This window comes from Nitrincola sp. (assembly GCF_048264025.1).
Taxonomy (GTDB): domain Bacteria; phylum Pseudomonadota; class Gammaproteobacteria; order Pseudomonadales; family Balneatricaceae; genus Nitrincola.
Genome location: NZ_JBLXDN010000042.1, coordinates 1 through 18,669 on the forward strand (window position 1 = coordinate 1; position 18,669 = coordinate 18,669).

The 18,669-nt window shown below is 46.8% G+C and carries 14 protein-coding genes and 5 pseudogenes; 3 read left to right on the top strand and 16 right to left on the bottom strand.

What is annotated here, in order from left to right:
- Positions 1–836, top strand: an 836-nt coding sequence (locus tag ACN0R1_RS18540; protein ID WP_417585569.1) for an IS3 family transposase, incomplete at its 5' end; no start/stop codon positions are given.
- A 412-nt stretch (positions 837–1,248) separates the two neighbouring features.
- Here the strand turns inward: ACN0R1_RS18540 and galU are convergent.
- The 3 genes and pseudogenes from galU to galE (ACN0R1_RS18555) all read right to left on the bottom strand — a co-directional run.
- Positions 1,249–2,136: a UTP--glucose-1-phosphate uridylyltransferase GalU gene (gene galU, locus ACN0R1_RS18545; protein WP_417585571.1), complete on the bottom strand. Its 888-nt coding sequence runs from the start codon at positions 2,134–2,136 to the stop codon at positions 1,249–1,251.
- A gap of 202 nt (positions 2,137–2,338) precedes the next feature.
- Positions 2,339–3,505 (bottom strand): nucleotide sugar dehydrogenase, encoded by a 1,167-nt coding sequence (locus tag ACN0R1_RS18550; RefSeq protein ID WP_417585573.1) that lies wholly within the window; start codon positions 3,503–3,505, stop codon positions 2,339–2,341.
- A 125-nt stretch (positions 3,506–3,630) separates the two neighbouring features.
- Positions 3,631–4,476: pseudogene (gene galE / locus ACN0R1_RS18555) on the bottom strand (UDP-glucose 4-epimerase GalE); the annotation flags it as partial.
- A 92-nt stretch (positions 4,477–4,568) separates the two neighbouring features.
- Here galE (ACN0R1_RS18555) and ACN0R1_RS18560 point away from each other — a divergent pair.
- Positions 4,569–4,832, top strand: a pseudogene (locus ACN0R1_RS18560) (transposase); the annotation flags it as partial.
- A gap of 66 nt (positions 4,833–4,898) precedes the next feature.
- Positions 4,899–5,285: pseudogene (locus ACN0R1_RS18565) on the top strand (transposase); the annotation flags it as partial.
- 33 nt (positions 5,286–5,318) lie between these two features.
- Here the strand turns inward: ACN0R1_RS18565 and ACN0R1_RS18570 are convergent.
- The 13 genes and pseudogenes from ACN0R1_RS18570 to ACN0R1_RS18630 all read right to left on the bottom strand — a co-directional run bounded on the left by ACN0R1_RS18570 (position 5,319) and on the right by ACN0R1_RS18630 (position 18,662).
- A complete protein-coding gene (locus ACN0R1_RS18570; RefSeq protein ID WP_417585575.1) occupies positions 5,319–5,732 on the bottom strand; it encodes a transposase in 414 nt (137 codons plus the stop codon).
- A gap of 398 nt (positions 5,733–6,130) precedes the next feature.
- On the bottom strand, positions 6,131–6,439 hold the full coding sequence (locus ACN0R1_RS18575) for a transposase (RefSeq protein WP_417585577.1): 309 nt from the start codon (positions 6,437–6,439) through the stop codon (positions 6,131–6,133).
- A gap of 194 nt (positions 6,440–6,633) precedes the next feature.
- Positions 6,634–7,653: a UDP-glucose 4-epimerase GalE gene (gene galE / locus ACN0R1_RS18580; RefSeq protein WP_417585579.1), complete on the bottom strand. Its 1,020-nt coding sequence runs from the start codon at positions 7,651–7,653 to the stop codon at positions 6,634–6,636.
- A gap of 246 nt (positions 7,654–7,899) precedes the next feature.
- Positions 7,900–8,790: pseudogene (locus tag ACN0R1_RS18585) on the bottom strand (IS3 family transposase); the annotation flags it as partial.
- A pseudogene (locus tag ACN0R1_RS18590) lies at positions 8,778–9,522 on the bottom strand (helix-turn-helix domain-containing protein); the annotation flags it as partial. The pseudogenes ACN0R1_RS18590 and ACN0R1_RS18585, both read right to left, overlap by 13 nt.
- A gap of 75 nt (positions 9,523–9,597) precedes the next feature.
- Positions 9,598–11,529 (bottom strand): polysaccharide biosynthesis protein, encoded by a 1,932-nt coding sequence (locus tag ACN0R1_RS18595; RefSeq protein ID WP_417585581.1) that lies wholly within the window; start codon positions 11,527–11,529, stop codon positions 9,598–9,600.
- A gap of 262 nt (positions 11,530–11,791) precedes the next feature.
- The gene (locus tag ACN0R1_RS18600) at positions 11,792–12,409 is read right to left on the bottom strand and encodes a sugar transferase (protein ID WP_417585583.1); all 618 of its coding nucleotides are present in this window, start codon (positions 12,407–12,409) and stop codon (positions 11,792–11,794) included.
- Complete coding sequence (locus ACN0R1_RS18605; RefSeq protein ID WP_417585585.1) at positions 12,402–13,562, bottom strand: DegT/DnrJ/EryC1/StrS family aminotransferase; 1,161 nt, start codon at positions 13,560–13,562, stop codon at positions 12,402–12,404. The genes ACN0R1_RS18600 and ACN0R1_RS18605 overlap by 8 nt, the downstream gene beginning before the upstream one ends.
- 4 nt (positions 13,563–13,566) lie before the next feature.
- Positions 13,567–14,172 carry a GNAT family N-acetyltransferase gene (locus tag ACN0R1_RS18610; RefSeq protein ID WP_417585587.1) on the bottom strand — a complete coding sequence of 202 codons (606 nt, stop codon included), beginning with the start codon at positions 14,170–14,172 and terminating at the stop codon, positions 13,567–13,569.
- Complete coding sequence (locus tag ACN0R1_RS18615) at positions 14,162–15,313, bottom strand: glycosyltransferase family 4 protein (protein WP_417585589.1); 1,152 nt, start codon at positions 15,311–15,313, stop codon at positions 14,162–14,164. The genes ACN0R1_RS18610 and ACN0R1_RS18615 overlap by 11 nt, the downstream gene beginning before the upstream one ends.
- Positions 15,314–15,380: 67 nt before the next feature.
- The gene (wecB, locus tag ACN0R1_RS18620) at positions 15,381–16,511 is read right to left on the bottom strand and encodes a non-hydrolyzing UDP-N-acetylglucosamine 2-epimerase (protein ID WP_417585591.1); all 1,131 of its coding nucleotides are present in this window, start codon (positions 16,509–16,511) and stop codon (positions 15,381–15,383) included.
- Positions 16,512–16,520: 9 nt separating this feature from the next.
- A complete protein-coding gene (gene wbjC, locus ACN0R1_RS18625) occupies positions 16,521–17,624 on the bottom strand; it encodes a UDP-2-acetamido-2,6-beta-L-arabino-hexul-4-ose reductase (protein ID WP_417585593.1) in 1,104 nt (367 codons plus the stop codon).
- A complete protein-coding gene (locus ACN0R1_RS18630) occupies positions 17,625–18,662 on the bottom strand; it encodes a polysaccharide biosynthesis protein (RefSeq protein ID WP_417585595.1) in 1,038 nt (345 codons plus the stop codon).
- Between the last annotated feature and the right edge of the window lie 7 nt (positions 18,663–18,669).

Below are 18,669 nucleotides of genomic sequence, written 5' to 3' on the forward strand. Positions count from 1 at the left end.
AGGAATCCACAGAACTGGTCTGTTCCGCCTTCGATATCTCCACATCCTGTTTCTATGACTACAAGGCTCGAAAACGCTGCGTTGACTCTGAGCGTATCAAGTTTCGTAGCGAGCTACGCCGCTTGTTCAAGGAAAGCCGCAGCTCAGCTGGTAGTCGTGCACTGATGTCGATGATGCAGGAATTGGGGCACAAAATTGGTCGCTTCAAAGTACGTAGCTTGATGAAGGAGGCAGGGCTGACGTCCAAGCAGCCTGGTTCTCATGCCTATAAAACGGCTCAAGTGGAGCGACCGGACATCCCTAATCGGCTTGATCGGGAGTTCGATGTTGCCGAGCCCAATCAAGTTTGGTGCGGCGATATTACTTATATCTGGGCCGCTGGTCGTTGGCATTATTTGGCTGCAATCATCGACCTTCACACACGTCGAACTGTGGGCTGGGCCATGTCGGAAAGACCTGATGCCGATTTGGCCGTAAAGGCACTCGAGATGGCATACCAGCAACGCGGTTGCCCAGATGGTGTGATGTTCCACTCTGACCAGGGAAGCCAATATGCCAGCCGAAAGTTCAGACAACGTCTCTGGCGCTATCGAATGACTCAGAGCATGAGCCGCCGTGGCAATTGCTGGGACAACGCTCCCATGGAGAGACTGTTCCGGAGCTTGAAGACAGAATGGATCCCATCAACTGGTTACATGACGGCTCGCGAAGCCAAGCGAGACGTCGCCGCATACTTGATGGACTACTACAACTGGCAGCGCCCTCACCAACACAATGATGGGGTGCCGCCTGCGGAAGCCGAGAATCGGGCTAAACAGGTGTCCGGATTTAGTTGACCACTACAAACCGACCACACAAAGGTCGCTAACGAAGAGCCTTCCTCACCATCCACACAATCGTCATCCCGGCGAATGCCAGGACCCAGCGTCTGTGAACTCGACACTCACCGGCCGCACAGAGATCAGTAACGAAGAGCTTTCTCACCGCCCGCACAATCGTCATCCCGGCGAAGGCCGGGATCCAGCGTCTCTGAACTCGACACTGACTGACCGCACATAGGGCAGCAACGAAGAGCCTTCCTCACCGCCCGCACAATCATCATCCCGACGCAGGCTGGGATCCAGTGGCTTTCCCTCATCAAGGACAGTCGATCAGACTCTAGATACCTTCAAGGCTCTTTAGATGCACTAACCCCAAAAACAAAAAAAGCGCTGCAATGCAGCGCTTTTTCTACTCAGCGAAACAAAATCACAAGTCCAAAGACTTCAGATACTCGCGGAACTCATTACCAAGACCGGAATGTCGCAGAGCATAATCAATGTTGGCTTTCATATAACCCAGCTTGTCTCCGCAATCATGAGACTCACCGGACATCTGAAACGCTTCAACAATCTCTGATTCCATCAGCATAGCGATGGCATCGGTCAGTTGAATCTCGCCACCGGCTCCAGGAGGCGTCTTTTCCAGGAGGGGCCAGATAGCGCCAGAAAGCACATAGCGACCTACCACTGCCATGTTGGATGGAGCTTCTTCAGCATCAGGCTTCTCAACTACGCCTTTCATCTCGACACTTTCTCCGGGGCGAAGGCCGGAAGCATCACAGTCTGCAATGCCGTACTTAGAAACCTCTTCCCGGGGTACGGCTTCAACCATAATCTGACTGCTGCGAGTCTCAACGAAACGTTGTTTCATCGCAGCCAGATTTTCTGATTTCTGGTTTGCCGTGTACTCATCCAGAATCACGTCAGGTAGCACCACAGCGAAGGGGTTCTCCCCAACCAGCGGCTGAGCACACTGAATGGCATGCCCCAGTCCCTTAGCTTCTCCTTGGCGAACATGCATGATGGTAACGCCTTTCGGGCAGATAGACTGCACTTCATCCAGGAGCTGGCGTTTTACCCGCTTCTCCAGGGTTGCCTCAAGTTCAAAAGAGGTATCGAAGTGGTTTTCAATGGCATTTTTTGATGCGTGAGTCACCAGAACAATCTCTTTAAAGCCTGCGGCTGCACACTCATTGACGATGTACTGGATCAATGGCTTGTCCACCAAAGGGAGCATCTCTTTAGGGATGGCCTTTGTAGCGGGCAACATGCGGGTTCCCAACCCCGCGACAGGAATTACTACTTTAGAAATCATCTGGTTCACTCGAAATCGATTTGGTTAACCATAAGAGAATACTACTGACTCGACTGGACTCGCCCAATTGCTTTAGGCAGCCTGACGAACTCAGCGTGAAAGAAATGTATTGCAAGTTAATGACAAACAAGAAGGAAAGCAATTAGCCGACTCACCTTGGAGCCGGCTCTAAAAGTGCTAAACGTTGCATCAGCAACCTTGACTAATCACTTCCAAACAAGTCGCGAGTGTAGACCTTATCGGCAACATCTTTGATGTCGTCAGTCAGTCGGTTGGCCACAATAACATCAGAAACCTTCTTGAACTCGTCCAGATCAGCAATCACTCGAGAGTTAAAGAAGTGCTCCTCTTTGAGTACAGGCTCATAGACCACCACTTCAATACCTTTAGCCTTGATACGCTTCATGACACCTTGAATTGAGGACGCACGGAAGTTGTCTGAGCCTGCTTTCATGATCAAACGATGGACGCCGACCACTTTGGGCTGTTTGGCAATGATGGCGTCTGCCACAAAATCCTTGCGGGTGCGGTTGGCATCAACGATGGCAGAGATGATGTTATTCGGCACCTCTTCATAGTTAGCACGCAACTGCTTTGTGTCTTTCGGCAGGCAGTAGCCACCGTAACCGAAGCTGGGGTTGTTGTAGTGACTACCAATACGAGGATCCAAGCCGACCCCCTCAATGATCTGGCGAGTATTCAAACCATGAGTCTCTGCATAGCTGTCCAGTTCATTGAAGTAAGCGACACGCAGAGCCAAGTAGGTATTAGAGAACAGTTTTACCGCTTCTGCCTCTGTGGAATCGGTAAACAGAACGGGAATATCCTGCTTCTCGGCTCCTTCGACCAAAAGGTTGGCAAAAACTCTTGCTCGCTCTGTGCGCTCACCAACAATGACACGGGACGGATGAAGGTTGTCATAAAGCGCCTTACCCTCACGCAGAAACTCAGGCGAGAAAATGATGTTCTCGCAGCCGAACTTCTCCTTGACACTTTGGGTGTACCCTACCGGCACAGTCGACTTAATCACCATGACCGCTTTAGGGTTGATGGCCTTCACACCCTGAATAACAGCTTCAACAGACTTAGTGTTGAAGTAGTTTGTTAGAGGGTCATAATCCGTAGGAGTGGCAATCACCACATACTCGGCATCACGGTACGCCACCTCTTTATCGAGGGTGGCTCGAAAGTCGAGCTTTCGATTTGCCAAGTAATCTTCGATCTCCGCGTCCACAATGGGCGATTTGCGCTCATTTAACAACGCAACCTTCTCTGGCACGATGTCCAGAGCCACCACCTCGTTGTGTTGAGCAAGCAGCACAGCATTGGACAAGCCCACATAGCCTGTTCCGGCAATGGCAATCTTCATCTATGTTCTTCCTTACGGTAATTCCAAACTGAGAAAATGTTATCTAATCAATGAATAAGCCGGTCATAGTAAAAGCGACCGGCTCTGAAAAATGGGATGCCGTTCAACCTTTTATTTGTTAGCGCCTACTTTGGGTACCCTTCAGGATTTTGCGACTGCCAACACCAACTATCGGTCATCATGGCATCAAAGCCTCGCTCTGCGCACCCCCCTAATTCTGCCAGCGTCTTGCCAGGATCGGCATAACAAGCAGCAACATCACCAAGGCCACACTCTACGATCTCATAAGGCACCTTCTGCCCACTCCCCGCCTCAAAGGCATGGATCATTTGCAGTACACTGTAGCCGGTGCCAAGGTTATAGACCACGACACTAGGATTTGACTTCAATTTATTCAGCACCTTAAGGTGACCAAGCGCCAAATCCACGACGTGAATGTAGTCTTGAACGCCGTTACCATCGATAGTGTCGTAGTTTCCACCAAACACCGACAGCCTATCGCGTCGGCCTACCGCCACCTGGCTAATAAAGGGCACCAGATTGTTGGGAATATCATTAGGATCTTCGCCAATCAAGCCACTTTCATGAGCCCCAACCGGATTAAAATAGCGTAAGATTGCGATGTTCCAGCGACCGTCGGACACATACAGATCGTGCAATACGCTCTCGACCATATACTTACTGGTCCCATAAAGGTTAGTGGTGTTTCCCACCGGGAAGTCCTCACGAATGGGTAATGAGGACGGGTTGCCATACACCGTCACCGAAGAAGAAAACACTAAATCAAAGACCCTAGCTTTGGCCATCACCTCACACAGCACCATGGTACCGTAAACATTGGTTTCATAGTACCTAAGCGGCTGCAAAACCGACTCACCAACCGCCCTGAGACCACCAAAGTGAACCACCGATTTTATGTCATGCTCGGCAAAGAGCCGTTGCAATACAGTTTTATCGCGCACATCCCCTTCAACAAACTCAACTTACCAGTGATCTGTGGTGGTTTAATGATCCCGGACACCGCTTTAGGTGGTAAAGTCGCCACCGTAACAAGAGGTGTTCAATGACAAGAAAGCGTCGCTCATTCACTGCGGAGTTCAAACTGGAAGCCGCATGCCTGGTACTCGACCAGGGCTACTCCGTCCCTGAGGCCAGTCGATCACTCGATGTTGGAGAGACGGTGATCCGCAACTGGGTTCGCCAGCTCCAAGCAGAAAGAGGTGGCCAGACTCCGAGCAACAAGGCTCTTACCCCGGAGCAGCAGAAAATTCAGGAGCTTGAGGCCCGCATTAACCGACTTGAGCGAGAAAAGGCGGTGCTAAAAAGGCAACTGTAGATTCAATTGGTCAACGCAACAACTGTATTAAAACAGAGGTTAGTGAAGGATCATTGAATGAAGCGTATGTTTCCAGAGCAAGAAAGAGGGTTCGTATTCAATTCATGGAGGCGCGGTGTCGGCTTTAGTGAGATAGCGCAACAACTTGATGCCAAACCTAGCACGGTGTTCACCATGCTTCGTGATACCGGCGGCATCAAACCACCGAAGCGACAGAGAAAAGCTACCCATTTAACCTTGGCTGAGAGAAAGGAGATTCGAGCAGGACTTTCGGCCAAGCAAAGCCTGAGAACTATAGCTAAAGCCTTGGGACGATCGCCGTCAACAATATCTCGTGAAGTAAACCGGAATCGTGGAAGTCGTCACTATAAAGCGGTAAGCGCCGATAACCGTGCGTGGCGCAAAGCCAAGAGACCAAAGCCCTGTTTGCTTGACACCAATGTAATGACCCAGCGCTTTCTGCACAACTTATGCGGCTCAGGCGTTCACCTCAGCCGGTGTTTTCATCTTGAACGCCTGGTGCGGGCGCTCATTATTGTAAAACTCCAGCCATTTACCTATGGCGTTTCTCGCCTCCGGCAGAGAACTGAAGTTATGCATCCACAAGCATTGTTCTTTGATGGTTCGGATTAACCGTTCCACCATGCCATTTTGCTGCGGTGTATGAGGCTGGATAAACTCCTGTTTCAGCCCGTATTGGTATGCCATGCCGGTGTACAGCTTGGATGTGAACACCAAGCCATTATCGCTTCGTAGCTGTAAGCCTGGGGTGGCTTTACCAATCGTGCCGTAACGGGTCAGCAAGGCATCTTCCAAGGCTGCAACGGCCGATTTAGCATTGCCCCGTTTACTCAGGCTCCACCCCAGCACTTCCCGGGTATGGCAATCCATGACCAAACTCAGAGCGGCTCAGCGAGCCTGTTCGCCACACCAGACTCGAGCAATATTTGTTGACCAGCGCTTGTTCGGTGCATCGGCTACGGAGCGTTTCGCTTCCACCCTTGGCCGAAAGCCAATGGCGCGCTTGCGGCATTACCAACCCTTGAGCTTCATTAGACGTTGGATGGTGTTCTTGTTCTCACCAAGCAGGTAGGCCACCGTTCGGTACCCTGCGTAAGGCAGCGCGTCAATGACACGCTTTACCCGTTGAGCAAGCACCTCATTCAACTTGGGCGGCTGCCTTCGGCTTCGGTAGTAAAAGTTGCGACGGGGCAATCCTAACCAACGACACGCCTGACTTATGGTGATCGGGTGATCTTCCTTGGCCATCTCATCCCTGACTTGCTGGACTATCCGTCGTCCTGGTCGAGATGGCGCTGCAACTTTTTTAGGAATTTAACCTCAAGCATGGCTTCGCCATAGGCAGCGTGAAGATCATCGATCTTCTTCTCGTATTGTTCCCTGACATCCTTGGGGTTGGCCTTGAGGGCATTCTCCATACCCATCATGGCGTCATCAACCCAGCGCTCCACCTCGGCAGGCGTGAGATCGTAGTTTCGGGCGGCTTCTTTGACCGTGGTCTTGCCCTTGATGATTTCCTTGACCAACTCCGCCTTTCGCTTGGCGGTCCATCGCTTTACTTCTGGTTCGTGCTGCATGACTAACTCCTGATCTGAATAGCACTATACCCTGTGCAGTTCTTCTCTGGGTCATTACAAAAGCGGGTAACTGTCAGGTGAAATCTGAGTCACTACATATGAATCACACAAGTAAAAAGCCCCGACCTCTATTTTGAGGTCGGGACTTTTCTGTTTGGGACCGAGTTTATTTAAATCATCGCTAACGATGATGTTTAACTCATGTAACCCTTCGGATTTTTTGATTGCCAACGCCAAGTATCTTTCGTCATATCTTCGATACCTTTGGTCGCTTTCCAGCCAAGCTCCTGTTGCGCATAATTTGGATCGGCATAGCACGAAGCGATATCACCAGGGCGGCGGTCGACGATTTGAAAAGGTACGGCTTGTTCGCTGCCTGATTCAAAGGCTTTTACCATTTCCAATACGCTGTAACCAACACCAGTGCCAAGGTTGTAGATTACCACACCAGGTGCGCTCTTAAGTTTGGCTAGCGCCTTTAAGTGACCTTGAGCCAGATCAACTACGTGGATGTAGTCGCGTACGCCGGTACCGTCCGGCGTATCGTAGTCATTGCCAAATACCGATAACTGCTCTCGCTTACCAACAGCAACTTGGCTGATGAACGGCATCAGATTGTTTGGTATGTCGTTAGGATCTTCACCAATCAAGCCGCTTTCATGAGCACCAACCGGGTTGAAGTAGCGCAGGATGGCGATGTTCCAATTACTGTTGGATACATGAAGATCCTGCAGTACTCGTTCTACCATGTATTTACTAGTGCCGTATGGGTTAGTGGTAGCGCCTACTGGGAAATCTTCTTTAATAGGCAAAGAAGCTGGATCGCCGTATACGGTTGCGGACGAAGAGAAAACTAGGTTGCATACACCAGCATTTGTCATCGCTTCGCAAAGCGACAGAGTGCCTTGCACGTTGTTTTGGTAGTACCGAATAGGCTGCGCTACCGACTCGCCAACCGCTTTGAGGCCAGCGAAGTGAACTACGGACTCAATTTCATGGTCGGTAAAGATTGTTTTTAGGATCTCGCCGTCGAGAATGTCGCCATGGTAAAAGGTCACTGATCTACCAGTTATCTTTTCTACCCGTTTAAGTGACTCTTCTGAGCTGTTGCTCAAGTTATCGAGTACAACAACTTCTTGGTTATTTTCTAGCAACTGCACCAGCGTGTGGCTACCGATGTAGCCAGCGCCGCCTGTTACGAGGATCTTCTTCATTTGAACTTCCTGTAGGGTCTATCTTTTGCGTGCGATGATACCTTATTCGGTCATCAAGGCTCTAGCGTGGTTTCATATAGGTATTCACAATTGTGAGCTTATTAGTGCAGCGTTTAACTTCGTTGGTAGAGTTGAAGTTGCTTCAGCTTTGCTATCACAAGGGACTGCTGTAGTGATGAGATGGGCGCCCCTCCGTGAAACGGAGTCGCTGTAATGACCCAGAATTAGGCTGTTGATCTGTAGTGGTCAACTAAATCCGGACACCTGTTTAGCTCGATTCTCGGCTTCCGCAGGCTGCCCCCCATCGTTGTGTTGGTGAGGGCGCTGCCAGTTGTAGTAGTCCATCAAGTATGCGGCGACGTCTCGCTTGGCTTCGCAAGCGGTCATGTAACCAGTTGATGGGATCCATTCTGTCTTCAAACTCGGCAAAAGTCTCTCCATGGGAGCACTGTCCCGCCAATTGCCACGGCGGCTCATGCTCTGAGTCATTCGATAGCGCCAGAGACGTTATCTGAACTTTCGGCTGGCATATTGGCTTCCCTGGTCAGAGTGGAACATCACACCACCTGGGCAACCGCGTTGCTGTCATGCCATCTCCAGTGCCTTTACGGCCAAATCGCCATCAGGTCTTTCCGACATGGCCCAGCCCACAGTTCGACGTTTGTGAGGGTCGATGATTGCAGCCAAATAATGCCAACGACCGCCGGCCCGGATATAAGTAATATCGCCGCACCAAACTTGATTGGGCTCGGCAACATCGAACTCCCGATCAAACCGATAAGGGATCTCCGGTCGCTCCACTTGTGCCGTTTTATAGGCATGAGAACCAGGCTGCTTGGACGTCAGCCCTGCCTCCTTCATCAAGCTACGTACTTTGATGCGACCAACGTTGTGCCCCAATTCCGGCATCATCGACATCAGTGCACGACTACCAACTGAGCTGCGGCTTTCCTTGAACAAGCGGCGTAGCTCGCTACGAAACTTAATACGCTCGGAGTCAACGCTGCGTTTTCGAGCCTTGTAGTCATAGAAACAGGATGTGGAGATATCGAAGGCGGAACAGACCAGTTCTGTGGATTCCTGCTCTCTCAACTGGTCTATCAGAGCGTACGTTAGAATTCGTCCGCCATTAAGAGAGCTGTGAGGACGCTCCCAGTTGTAATAGTGCTGCCAGACTGCAAATTGGCCTTCAAGATCAACTGCTTCAATATCGACGGTCGCATAGAACTCGGTTTTGTCTGATTTTTGTGACCGCTCGACCATGCCGTTGAGGTGTGGCGATCCTGGCTTCTTTGACCGTGGTCTTGCCCTTAATGATTTCCTTGACCAACTCCGCCTTTCGCTTGGCGGTCCATCGCTTTACTTCTGGTTCGTGCTGCATGACTGACTCCTGATCTGAATAGCACTATACCCTGTGCAGTTCTTCTCTGGGTCATTACATTTGCAGGTATCCATCTGAACCCGATCACCGGGAATTGGTCGTTGATAACAGATGAAATCAGCCTTGCGCCGATAGCGCGTAACTGGTGCCACCTTATTTCGGCTAAGTACTTTATGAATCTTTGCCAGAGCAAGTTACAGAGAGTGTTATCTGCGAAGCTCACTCTGGATTCGTCTTGCACCAAGATTCCGCGAGCGACGTAGCCCCAAGATGAGCTTTTCCTCGTGCCTACCTACCTTGGACTTTGGAGAGTGATGAGGGCGGCGGCTTTGGCTGTGTAGCCCTGCTTCACCAGCTTCTTGATAACGACGCCACCACTTCCTGAGGGTTGGACGTGTTATGCCGCAGCGTCGACAAACCAGCCCTGCATCACCAAGCTCCTCAATGAGCATTACCCACCGTAATCGCTGCTTTACTTCTCTGTTCATGACACCCAATCATACTGAAAGGATGTCTATGAATCACACATTTACCTAAATCCGAGGAATGTAATGCTGTTACAACTAACTCGCTGTCTTAGTATTAAACTGACCACTCTGGTCGAGATTTGGCAGCTCTGCCCAAACTAGATCACAAATCCCATCCTTAGGAACGAAGCCGGTAGGTGCGCTTAATAGCAACTCTCGGATCCGAGCTTGATCAAACTCCTGAGTTGCGGTTTTCATATCGCTTAGTAATGCCTGAACCTCATTCCAACTCATTGATACTTCAGTGGCTGTCATGATCCGCTCATGGCTAGTAGGTTTAACATTGTCATCGCCGATCAGCAGTTCTTCGTAAAGTTTCTCGCCAGGGCGCAAACCGGACAAGACAATCTCTATATCGCCACTAGGTTCGCTTTCGCTTTTGACTGTTAAGCCGGAAAGGCGGATCATGCGCTCGGCCAGATCGATAATTTTTACCGGCTCACCCATGTCCAATACAAACACATCACCGCCCTTCCCCATCGCCCCGGCTTGGATCACAAGCTGTGCTGCCTCAGGAATAGTCATAAAGTAACGCGTAATATCTTTATGAGTAAGCGTAACGGGACCACCTGCTTGGATCTGTTTGCGAAACAGCGGAACTACGGATCCCGACGACCCCAACACATTTCCAAAACGAACCATGCAAAAACGGGTGGACGATTGACGCTTAGCCAACGCTTGAAGCACCAATTCTGCGAGCCGTTTAGTGGTTCCCATCACATTGGTTGGACGAACGGCTTTATCTGTAGAGATCAACACAAAAGTATCGACTCCCGCTTCAATCGCAGCCTCGGCGGTATGCCAAGTACCAAATACGTTATTGCATACGCCCTCTGCAACATTATGCTCAACGATTGGCACATGTTTGTAGGCAGCAGCATGATAAATGGTCTCTACCTCGAAGGCTTTCATGATGGAGATGAGGCGATCACGATATTGTACATTGCCCATCAACGGCACGATCTCAACATCAACACCAAGGCCAACTTTAAGCTCTTCAAGTTCACGGTGAATGGAGTAGAGAGCAAACTCTGAGAGTTCAAATAAAACCAATTTCTTAGGGGCGATGGCCAACGCCTGACGGCACATCTCCGATCCAATCGATCCACCGGCTCCCGTAACCATAACGATCTTGTCACGAATATTAGATTCCATGAGCTCCGGCTGAGGCGTGACTGAATCCCGCCCTAACAGATCCTCAATTGCCACCTCATGGAACTGGTCAATATTAGTTGCACCAGCAACCAAGTCAGCAGAGCCTGGGATGCTCAGCACCTCAACGGGAAACTGTTCTAAAAATTCGATCACTTCCTTGCGACGAGAGCGAGAACAGGACGGCATCGCGAGCAGCACTTTGCGTACGAGGTGAGTTTCAATCAAAGAACTTATCGCATCCGCTTCGTAGACAAACGTATCGAGAACGGTTTTGCCTTGGAGATCCGCCTTGTCGTCGATAAATGCAATAGGCCGATATTCACTGCCGTGATTTAATGATGACGCAAGCTGTCGACCAGAGCTGCCAGCGCCATAAATGATGACGCGCTCTTTGCTGCTGTTGCTGTTTGCGTACACCAGTGCTCGAACGAACATACGCGGTAGGCCGCAATACAATGAAGCAACCGCCCAATAAATAACGAATACCGAGCGTGGTAACCCCGCGTTTAACAACGCGTCTAAAGCAAATAAAGTAATGGCACTGAAGGCTGCACCAATGAATACCGCACGCAGTGCTCGATAGCCAAGATAACGGATCACGGCACGATACAAACCAAGCTTAATGAACACCGCGACCGTGATCAACGCGGTCAACAGAATTATCTGCCCCTGTGTTTGAGTAACGGTGATACTGAGATCACTATAGCGAAGCACAATCGCAAGATAAAAAGCGGAAAGCAGCGCGACAACATCGAACGCAACAGTGATTACTCGTTTAGACCAACGCGGCAGAGCAAAGATTGTAGAAAGCATGGGAATACCGGTTCCAAACCCGATTACATTGAAATATCTGGTAGTACTGACAGAAAGCAGCAAAGCTGCTTCGCAAACACCACACCAGCAAAAGGAGACTATTGGCGCACCGTAGCAGCGTCAATAACCCAAACCGTGAAGCGTGATGTCGTCTCAAGGATGAGAAGCCATCAGCGTTAAGACGTTGAAAAAAGTCGTTGACAGTGACAGCATATGTGCTGTACCAATAGCCAGAACTATTTCTTCACTCAAGAATACGCCGTCAACCACGGTGGGATGAACTATCTCTATCGCCAATTATCCTCAATAAAGTTTTAAAGATCAATGACATATCAAGAAACAAACTCTGTTTTTCTACGTACTCTATGTAGTAACGCTGTTTTACTGGCAAAATATGCTCAATATAAGCTTTGCGAGGGTCGTCATACTTGCCAAGGATTTCATTCTCATCAACCATTTCTATAGATGCTTTATCTGTGATTCCTGGTCTAACAGAAAGAACTATATCTCTAACATCACTTGGATATTCATCGATAAACTCTAGAACTTCAGGGCGAGGACCAACAAGGCTCATCTTGCCTAGGACCACATCAATAAGTTGAGGAAGTTCATCTACTTTCGACTTTCTAAGAAATTGCCCTGAAGTAGTAATTCGGCTGTCTTTGCCAACGGTTAAGCGTCCTATATTTTCAGTATCACTGCGCATGGTTCTAAACTTATGGATTCTAAAAACTTCACCGTTTCTGCCCACTCTTTCTTGGCGGAAAAAAATCGGCCCTGAAGAGTCCAGCTTAATCCAAAACGCTACAATAATGAAAAGCGGAGCAAGCAGTACCAGTCCCATAATACTACAAACTAAATCAAAAGTTCGCTTAAGCATATCTTAACACCTGCTTGACCCCCCTAACCACCCGGTCAACATCTGCTTCACTCATCTTCGTATATAACGGGATCGTAACTTCATTTTCAAACAGCTCTTGAGCAACTGGGAACATCTCTGGAGTCAAAGCGTATTCATCTCTCCAGTAAGGATGTAAATGAAGAGGAATGAAGTGAACGGAGCATCCAATACCGATTGCAGACATTTCTTCAATAAACTTATCTCGGTTAATCACAGCAGCATCTATCTTGATTGGGTACAAATGCCAAGCATGGTCCGCAATATTTTCTGGGTATGGTGGTGTCGATAGAGGTAAACCTTGCAACTCTTTGTTGTAATGCTTAGCCATGGAAACGCGTTTTTCGTGGAACGAACGCAACCTTGCTAATTGGTGAATACCAATTGCAGCAGCGATATCAGTCATATTGTACTTGTAGCCAGGAGCAACCACTTCATATGACCATGCGGGTTTAGTAGAGGTGTAGCGATCAAAGGCGTCACGGCTGATCCCGTGCAATCTCATCACCTTACATCTCGCCGCGATATCACGGCAACTTGTCACCAACATACCACCTTCACCTGTTGTCATTGTCTTATTCGCATAGAAGCTAAATACCGTGACATCGCTATCTAAAGTGCCAATTAGCTGGCCTTTATATAGAGTTGGTAAAGCATGAGCGGCATCTTCAACGACCTTAATGCCATGAGACTTAGCAATGCTCAAGATGGAGTTCATCTCACATGCGTAGCCAGCAAAGTGCACAGGAATAACCGCTTTGGTTTTATCAGTGATCGCATTTTCAAAAGCCGATACTGCCATGTTGTACGTGTCTGGCTCGATATCAACCATTACTGGCGTCGCACCAAGGTACCGTACAATTTCCGCTGTCGCTGTAAACGTATAAGTAGGTAAGATAACTTCATCACCTTCACCAACACCCACTGCTTCTAAAGCTAAGTGCAAGCCAGAAGTAGCCGAGTTTACAGCCACCGCTTCAAGACCTTCACGACCTAAAAACGATACAAAATTTTCTTCGAGTCGTTTAGCTTTGGGGCCTGTCGTAACCCAACCAGAGCGCAGGGAATCTACGACTTCAGCAATCTCTTCTTCGCCAATTTCCGGCAGAGCAAACGGTAAAAAATCTGTACTCATCTCTTCAAACTACCTCAACTGATTTGATTAATCTTAACATTTCTCGCTGACCTGACTGCTTAAACTCTGACTCAATTGAGAATCCACATTTATTGTAGAAGCCCAACACAGAGCCATTTTGATTCTTGTCTGTAATTAGATAAATAGTCTCAGAAGTCCTTTTCTCAGATAGTACCTCATTCAAATCATTGATTAAAAACTTACCGATACCTTTGCCTTCCAAATAAGGCTCAACAGCTAAACTACTTAGTAAAAAGCTATTTTTTAGCCTTCCAACGGAATCACCCTTATAGAAGATTGCACCATAAAGCTTTTTGATAACTAAAGATGGTTTTTTGATTAAACTTGGGGTGGCGGCTAAAATAAATGATAACCATTTCTCTTTTCTCAAATTTGAGAAAAAAACGTCTGGTTGCTCTGTGCCAGCAGAAAAACCAATAACTTCAAAATCGACAACAGCGACTCGTAGTACGCCTTTACTAATAAAACCTGTATATAGGAGACGTAAGAATTTATGCCCTAAGAAAGTCAAAAAGAAGTCCTCAAACGCATTGATATGGATCTCTACAATGCGCTCAACATCTTCATACGTTGCGTCTCTAACTTCCATATGACACCGCCTTTTTTAAAACTGAATCTAGTGAGCGATAGCCACTCTCTAAAGAAAACTTACTTAAATAAGTCTTCCTAGAATTACTCCCTAGCGATAGCCAACCGTCTCGACTATTTGATAACTCTCTGATCGCATCAGCTATAGACTCAGGATTACTTGGCGCTGGGTAATAACCGCATTCACCTTCACGAATGATATCTTGTGTCTCACCTGATACCGCCATAATGATTGGCTTGGCTAATGCAGTGTAGGACTGGGTTTTCGATGGTATTGTGATTTTGAACAGAGGTTCATCTCGAAGGTGAACTAGTAATGCATCATAGTTAACCAACTCAGAAAAAAGATCTTTTGGAGGGACATACCCTAAGAAATCGACATTCTTCAGTTTTAAGTCCTTTACTTCTTTTTCAAGAGATTCCCTTTCAACACCGCCACCAATAAGAGATAGGTGAACATCAACATCACCCAACAACCCCATCGCTTGAACCACAGACTTCAAGTCCTGCGCGGCGCCCAAGTTACCAGCATACGCCAGTTTAACGGTTGGGTTAGAAGTCACGTTGTACGTCGACTGATCCAAAGCGGAAGAAATCAAGGCTTCTTCTGGACACCAGTTATATACCACATCGATCTTATCTTCCTTGACCCCTCGCTCAATAAGAGTCTTCTTAAAGCCTTCAGATAAGACAACAATTTGACTGGAGTATTTATAAACTAACCCACACCAACCACCAATCAAGGAAGTAACGATTTTGTTGCTGCCAAGCCCCGTCGCCGCCAGTGAATCAGGCCACAAATCTTGTACATCAGTAACGTATGGAACGCGTTTGAATAGGGTCATTAACATACCAATCAACCCCGTCGTAGATTGAGGATGATAGGTATAAACCACCGAAACATTTTTTGATTTCAACGCAAATAGCAATGCCATAAACGTAAAACTAACGTAACTCCAGGCCCTAGATAACTTTGATTTAGAGTGGGAGATATGAGACCAGACCCGTGTGATTTTGACTTGGTCTTTATAGCGTTCGTCAACTAGCTTTACTTTATATCCGTCATACACTTTCCCCACTGGATAGTTAGGAAAAGTGGTAATAACTTCTACTTCATGGCCTTGGTCAACCCAGTGTTTCATTAAAGCGTGACCTTTAATGGAATACTCTGGGTCGTACAACTGACTAATGAATAGAATTTTCATTGGATTAGTATTCTTTCCAAACAACTCGTTTAACGTAGTCTGTGTAAGAGTGGATAATACGTACCACCTTATCAGACACATTTGGCATGCTGTAATCTTCTACTTGACGTAATAAGCGAGTTTCGCCTGACGGCTGGCTTTCCAGCACTTTCAAACCTTGCATTACGCGCTCAACAGCTAAGCCAACCATCATTACTGACGCTTCTTCCATACCTTCTGGTCTTTCATGTGCTTCACGCATGTTCAGCGCAGGGAAATTCATGATTGAAGACTCTTCATTGATGGTGCCGCTATCAGAAAGCACCGCTTTTGCGTTCTTTTGAAGATGGTTGTAATCATGGAAGCCCATTGGTTTAAGTAGCTGGATATTTTTTTGAAACTCTAGCCCTTGGGCCTCAATACGATTTCTCGTACGTGGGTGAGTAGAAACGATAAGTGGTAAATCATAGCTTTCCGCGACCGTGTTTAGCGTTTCAGCTAACTTCGCCAATTGCTTAGGTGAATCCACATTCTCTTCACGGTGCAAGCTTACTACGAAGTATTCTCCTTGGTTTAGTTCCAGTCTTTGCAGAACGTCCGAAGCGTCAATTTGATCCATGTAATGATTCAGAACTTCAAACATAGGGCTGCCCGTCTTGATCACACGATCGGCAGGTATGCCTTCAGAAAGTAGGTAATCACGAGCGATGGTGCTGTATGTTAGGTTGATATCAGAAGTGTGATCAACAATACGGCGGTTAGTCTCTTCAGGGACACGTTGATCAAAACAACGGTTGCCCGCTTCCATATGGAAGATTGGCACTTTACGACGTTTTGCAGGCAGCGCTGAAATACACGAGTTAGTATCACCTAGTACAAGCATTGCTTCTGGCTGTACTTGCTCAAGTACTTCATCAACTTTGATAATCACTTGGCCAATAGTTTCTGCTGCATTTTTACCTGCTGCATTTAGGAAATAATCTGGCTTTCGAACACCAAGGTCATTAAAGAAAACTTCATTTAGCTCAAAGTCATAGTTTTGCCCAGTGTGTACTAAAATGTGTTCGCAATGCTCATCAAGCTTAGCAAGTACACGGGACAAACGAATAATTTCAGGGCGAGTGCCAACCACTGACATTACTTTCATTTTTTGCATTTTTTTACCTTACAGAGGTTTAGCAATTGTATCTGGTGCTTCTCGGTTGAAAATTTCATTCGCCCACAAAATAACGATCAATTCTTCAGAACCAACGTTCGTTACATCGTGTGACCATCCTGGAACCGTCTCAACAATTTCAGGATTATCACTACCAACGCTTAATTCATAACGCTCCCCAGTGATCACATGCTCAAACTTGAACAAAGCTTGGCCTTTGATCACTAAGAACTTTTCATTCTTAGTATGATGGTAATGACCGCCACGAGTGATACCAGGATGAGCAGTAAAGAACGAGAATTGACCAGCCTGTTTTGTCTTTAGCATTTCACTAAAGACACCTCTTTCATCCACATATCTTGGAATGGTGTAACTGAATTGACTAGGCTGCATGTAGCTTAAGTAAGTCGAATACAGAGCGCGCTCTAGGCCCACGCCCACATTTTCAGTAATTAAGCTATCGCGGCTTCCTTTGAAGTCTTTAAGCGTATCTGCAACATGTCCAACGGTTGTTGGATACTCAGGATTCACCTTAGTCAAACCAGACGTCGTATCTCCATCTAGCAGAGCCATCAAACACTTGCAAACATCATCAATGTAAATCAACGTAACAGGCGCATTAGGATCATGAATATTGATCTCAATGTCATTGAGAATGTTATGGCAGAAGGTGGCAACGAAAGAGTTGTAGTTTGGGCGGCACCATTTACCAAATACATTTGGGAAACGGTAAATGAAATAAGGCGAGTCTGTTTCTTTCCCATAAGCTTCTACAACTTTCTCTGCTTCCGCTTTACTGGCACCATACGCATTATCACTAACAGCCTGTGTTGATGAACTAATCATCAAAGGAACTTTACGACCGCTAGCCTTCAAAGTGGCGACAATATGAGATGTTAAGTCAGCATTGCCTTCTTTAAATTCTGATTCATTCTTAGGGCGATTCACACCCGCAAGATGGAATACAAAATCTGCATTAAACAGAGCTTCATTGAGCTCTGATTCAGAAGTATCGATATCGATTTCGGCGATATTATGCGTTCTTTGCTCTTTAAGGAACAGTGCCAAGTTTTTACCGATGAATCCTTTAGCGCCAGTAACAACAATGTTCATTTATACACCTTCAGGGACCTTCACGCTGCCAGTTTCAATATCTGCAATAAAATCTAACTTATGCAGTAATTTAATCATACCCTCAACGTCTAAACGTTCAGTATTATGAGAATTATAATCTTCAATAGTACTCAAGTCCTGGTCACCCTCCTCGACATACTGAGAATAATTCAAATCTCTATTGTCAGATGGAACTCTGTAATAACCACCTTGGTCTTCAGCAATAAACATTTCTTCCCTACTGCAAAGTGCCTCATACAGTTTTTCACCGTGTCGAGTGCCGATTACGTTAACTTGATGATTTTTCTTTGAAGTGATTTTCTTTAATGCTTCTACCAAAACCTCTATTGTTGCTGCAGGTGCTTTTTGGACAAAAATATCACCATTTACGCCATGTTTGAATGCATGTAGTACAAGGTCAACAGCATCATTCAATGTCATCATAAAACGAGTCATGTTCGGGTCCGTAATTGTGATAGGATCGTCATTCATTATTTGCCGCAAAAAAAGTGGAATAACAGAACCACGAGAAGCCATAACATTACCATAACGAGTTGTTGAAATGACAGTTTTAACAGGGTCGACGTTACGTGATTTTGCGACAATAACTTTTTCCATCATTGCCTTAGAGATGCCCATAGCATTAATTGGATATACGGCTTTGTCTGTACTTAAGCAAACAACTCGAGATACTTCATTTGCGATGCAAGCTTCCAATACGTTTTCTGTGCCCAGAACATTAGTTTTAACCGCTTCCATCGGATGAAATTCGCAAGAAGGTACTTGCTTTAATGCGGCTGCGTGATATACGAAATCCACACCTCTTGTAGCGTTTAAAATAGAGCTATAATCTCTAACATCTCCAATATAAAACTTTAGTTTGTCACTATTATACCTTTTACGCATATCGTCCTGTTTCTTTTCATCCCTAGAAAATATGCGTATCTCCTTTATGTCACTTTCCAAAAATCTATCAAGGACAGCATTTCCAAATGAGCCTGTTCCACCTGTAATTAATAAAACCTTGTTATTAAACATTCTATTC

What these genes read in the sequence shown, in the direction of transcription:
- ACN0R1_RS18610 (WP_417585587.1), bottom strand. Translation starts at nt 14,172, where the DNA reads ATGGAAGTTAGAGACGCAACGTATGAAGATGTTGAGCGCATTGTAGAG.
- wbjC (WP_417585593.1), bottom strand. Translation starts at nt 17,624, where the DNA reads ATGAACATTGTTGTTACTGGCGCTAAAGGATTCATCGGTAAAAACTTG.
- ACN0R1_RS18615 (WP_417585589.1), bottom strand. Translation starts at nt 15,313, where the DNA reads ATGAAACACTGGGTTGACCAAGGCCATGAAGTAGAAGTTATTACCACT.
- wecB (WP_417585591.1), bottom strand. Translation starts at nt 16,511, where the DNA reads ATGCAAAAAATGAAAGTAATGTCAGTGGTTGGCACTCGCCCTGAAATT.
- ACN0R1_RS18575 (WP_417585577.1), bottom strand. Translation starts at nt 6,439, where the DNA reads ATGCAGCACGAACCAGAAGTAAAGCGATGGACCGCCAAGCGAAAGGCG.
- ACN0R1_RS18605 (WP_417585585.1), bottom strand. Translation starts at nt 13,562, where the DNA reads ATGAGTACAGATTTTTTACCGTTTGCTCTGCCGGAAATTGGCGAAGAA.
- ACN0R1_RS18630 (WP_417585595.1), bottom strand. Translation starts at nt 18,662, where the DNA reads ATGTTTAATAACAAGGTTTTATTAATTACAGGTGGAACAGGCTCATTT.
- ACN0R1_RS18595 (WP_417585581.1), bottom strand. Translation starts at nt 11,529, where the DNA reads ATGCTTTCTACAATCTTTGCTCTGCCGCGTTGGTCTAAACGAGTAATC.
- galE (WP_417585579.1), bottom strand. Translation starts at nt 7,653, where the DNA reads ATGAAGAAGATCCTCGTAACAGGCGGCGCTGGCTACATCGGTAGCCAC.
- ACN0R1_RS18570 (WP_417585575.1), bottom strand. Translation starts at nt 5,732, where the DNA reads ATGGATTGCCATACCCGGGAAGTGCTGGGGTGGAGCCTGAGTAAACGG.
- ACN0R1_RS18550 (WP_417585573.1), bottom strand. Translation starts at nt 3,505, where the DNA reads ATGAAGATTGCCATTGCCGGAACAGGCTATGTGGGCTTGTCCAATGCT.
- galU (WP_417585571.1), bottom strand. Translation starts at nt 2,136, where the DNA reads ATGATTTCTAAAGTAGTAATTCCTGTCGCGGGGTTGGGAACCCGCATG.
- ACN0R1_RS18600 (WP_417585583.1), bottom strand. Translation starts at nt 12,409, where the DNA reads ATGCTTAAGCGAACTTTTGATTTAGTTTGTAGTATTATGGGACTGGTA.